A 2,614-nucleotide genomic window follows, 5' to 3' on the forward strand; every position below is an offset into this window, starting at 1 on the left:
TGATTTATCAGACATTAAATAACGACGGCAAAATGGGATCAATAGCGTTTTCTGGTGTTTATAATGCAGCAAACCACTATCGTTTTATTGGCGCGACTAAACAACTTGTGGCGCTAATAATGACTCTTACTTTAGCGTGATGGTTATATTTATCGTTCCAAAGTCGCGTTCTTTCGATGTGGTTAAGGACATGATAGTGACCGGGATAAAATAGATCTGCATTAAACCAAGCAATTACTTAACTGGTTAAATACGATTAATTTACATTATGAAAGCATCGCCGAGTTATAAATTAAATAAAAATGAATGGCGTTATCATTTACACCTTACTGATTTATGTTTGAAGACTGTAGTGTAGAGGTTGCGAGTTTGTCGGTTGTAAACGCTTGCTATAGCATGAAGTTATGGTTGGAAACTTTTGCGGTGCATTAATCTAACAGTTGTTTCATTGGCGATAGCGTAGTGATACACGCCTATTGCATTATCGCTGTGAGGTAAAGTTTTTCACCGCATTTTTTACGCGTCAGTCCCATTTATTTAGGAAAGTATACTCACAAGGTATTTTTCTTGTTTATATGATTTATTTCTAATATTTATAATTTTAAAGCTACTTATTTAGAGATATGTCGATTGGCTCGACTATTTCAAATTTAAAAGCACCTATCATGCCTTTGAAAATTTTGGGTTGAATTAAATCCTTTGAGAGGAATAACATGTTAGATAGACGCAGTGCTTTAAAAAAAATGTGTACATTGTCAGCCGTTGGTTTTGGGGCGACTTATATGCCGTCAGTTATGGCGCAAGAAACCTGTGACGATCCCATTGGTATTGGCAGTGGTGGCAATGCAGATTTAGCTGAAAATCGTCTAAGCTATGTCAAAGTTGAGCCTATGGCGGTAGCTAAGCGCGCGTATGCTGGCTATGGTCATGGTGGCTGTATGTACGGCGTGTTTGATGCCATCATTAAAGAGCTTGCTGCCCAAGGTCATGAAGATGCTAAAAATTTTGGTGCTATTCCAACTAATATTGCAGCATATGGCGGCGGCGGGATTGCCGGTATCGGTTCTCTGTGTGGTTGCCTTAATGCTACAGCAATGACAGTTAACTTATTAAAAGCGGATAATCTGAATAATAACGCGGTGATTAGAGCTGTGTTCCGCTATTACGAAAAAACCAGTATGCCACGTGGTACTCAAGAGTTCCTTGAAGGGATCGGCGCTCCTACGCGTACCAACGATGCTGGAGAAGCTTTAAATCCTGACTATATTGGTCAATCCATTGCTAGTTCAATTCTGTGTCATACCTCAGTGAGCCTGTGGTCAAAAGCGTCATCATTTGGCTCTAGCCATCAAGCTAAACTTGAGCGATGCGCCCAAGTTACCGCTGAAATTGCCTTTATGACAGTGACCTTCCTTAATGATTCTATTGACGGTAATTTAGAAGCGGAAACGGTTGCCCCTTCTAATGCTGAGTGTTCAGGTTGTCATAGCTCTACAACTCGCGAGCCTGATGCCTACTTAGGTACTGATGTTAACTCAACATTAGAATGCCAAACTTGCCATACTGCTCACGACATGAAAGGCGGAGTGCCAGTGCATGAAGAGTTAAGTTGTTCAGACTGCCACGATTAAGGAGTTAACATGAAGAAACGACTGACAGTATTTGCAATGTCGCTATTTTTAATGGCTTGTAATAGTGACAATGGTGATAAAGGGATCGTTGGTGGTATTGATGTCGATAAGGCCACGAGCATCAAGATGACTAACTTTAAGTTTAGCTCGCAGGATTACACTTCGACTTTTCAGCTTGAAAATGAAGAGGGTGAGATGGTCACTGGAGCTAGAGATTATAAAGTCATGATCTTAGGTGATGGGACGACTTCAGGCGCGAGTGCTTTTGATATCCCTTGGCATTATGCTGAATTATACCAATGTGGAGTAGTGCCTGAGCACGAGTGTCGAGGTGAGCTGAAAGAAATATCTGCCGGGCATTATACTTTTGACACGGTAACGCTACCAGAGTTTGATGGGAAAAATGCCAGGATCAGAGTCTCTGTGTCTATTGTCGGCTTATTATCGCAAACAAAACCTAGACTATATTAAGCTGGGTTTAAAAGTGCTTGATTGAGTCATAGAGTCACAGCCAACAGTGATGTGGTTGTGACTCTTCTGGTTCACCTTATTGAATCGGCTAAATCCGCGCGAAAGCTCCCTTAGCGTACGATGCCAAACCGGCTTTGCAAATGAGTCAACAGTGGCCATTAAGGTTATTGCGTGGCGAAATAAAGCTACAGTTTTGTCCAGTATCCTTAGTCACGTTGTGTACGTTTACAGTTGATTGAACTTGAAGGTTTCATAAATAAGTCTCCAAAGTGTCAACTTATCTCTGGACGGGACATTCTCCACTAAAAAAGCCAAGATAATATCTTGGCTTTTTTGTTTTTTATTTAGTGCAAGGGTAGCTAAATAGCCCAACCACCCATGTAGAAAACAACTAAACCAAGGGTTATGGCGATAACGCCCACTCGAAGTTTACGCCACTCACCGCTGCATATTCGGCCAATGACTAAGGTGACAAACCCTAGCATAATTCCGGTGACGATATTACAACTTAA

At 41.2% G+C, this 2,614-nt stretch carries 2 protein-coding genes and 1 pseudogene; 2 read left to right on the forward strand and 1 reads right to left on the reverse strand.

What is annotated here, in order from left to right:
- Positions 1-713: 713 nt before the first annotated feature.
- Positions 714-1,631 (forward strand): C-GCAxxG-C-C family (seleno)protein, encoded by a 918-nt coding sequence (locus AB4160_RS19245; protein WP_102436797.1) that lies wholly within the window; start codon positions 714-716, stop codon positions 1,629-1,631.
- A 9-nt stretch (positions 1,632-1,640) separates the two neighbouring features.
- Entirely contained in the window at positions 1,641-2,102 is a 462-nt protein-coding gene (locus AB4160_RS19250) for a hypothetical protein (RefSeq protein ID WP_102436795.1), read from the forward strand.
- 359 nt (positions 2,103-2,461) lie between these two features.
- Here AB4160_RS19250 and AB4160_RS19255 read toward each other — a convergent pair.
- A pseudogene (locus AB4160_RS19255) lies at positions 2,462-2,614 on the reverse strand (permease); the annotation flags it as partial.

It is taken from the genome of Shewanella sp. 10N.286.51.B8, from assembly GCF_041469325.1.
Taxonomy (GTDB): Bacteria; Pseudomonadota; Gammaproteobacteria; order Enterobacterales; family Shewanellaceae; genus Shewanella.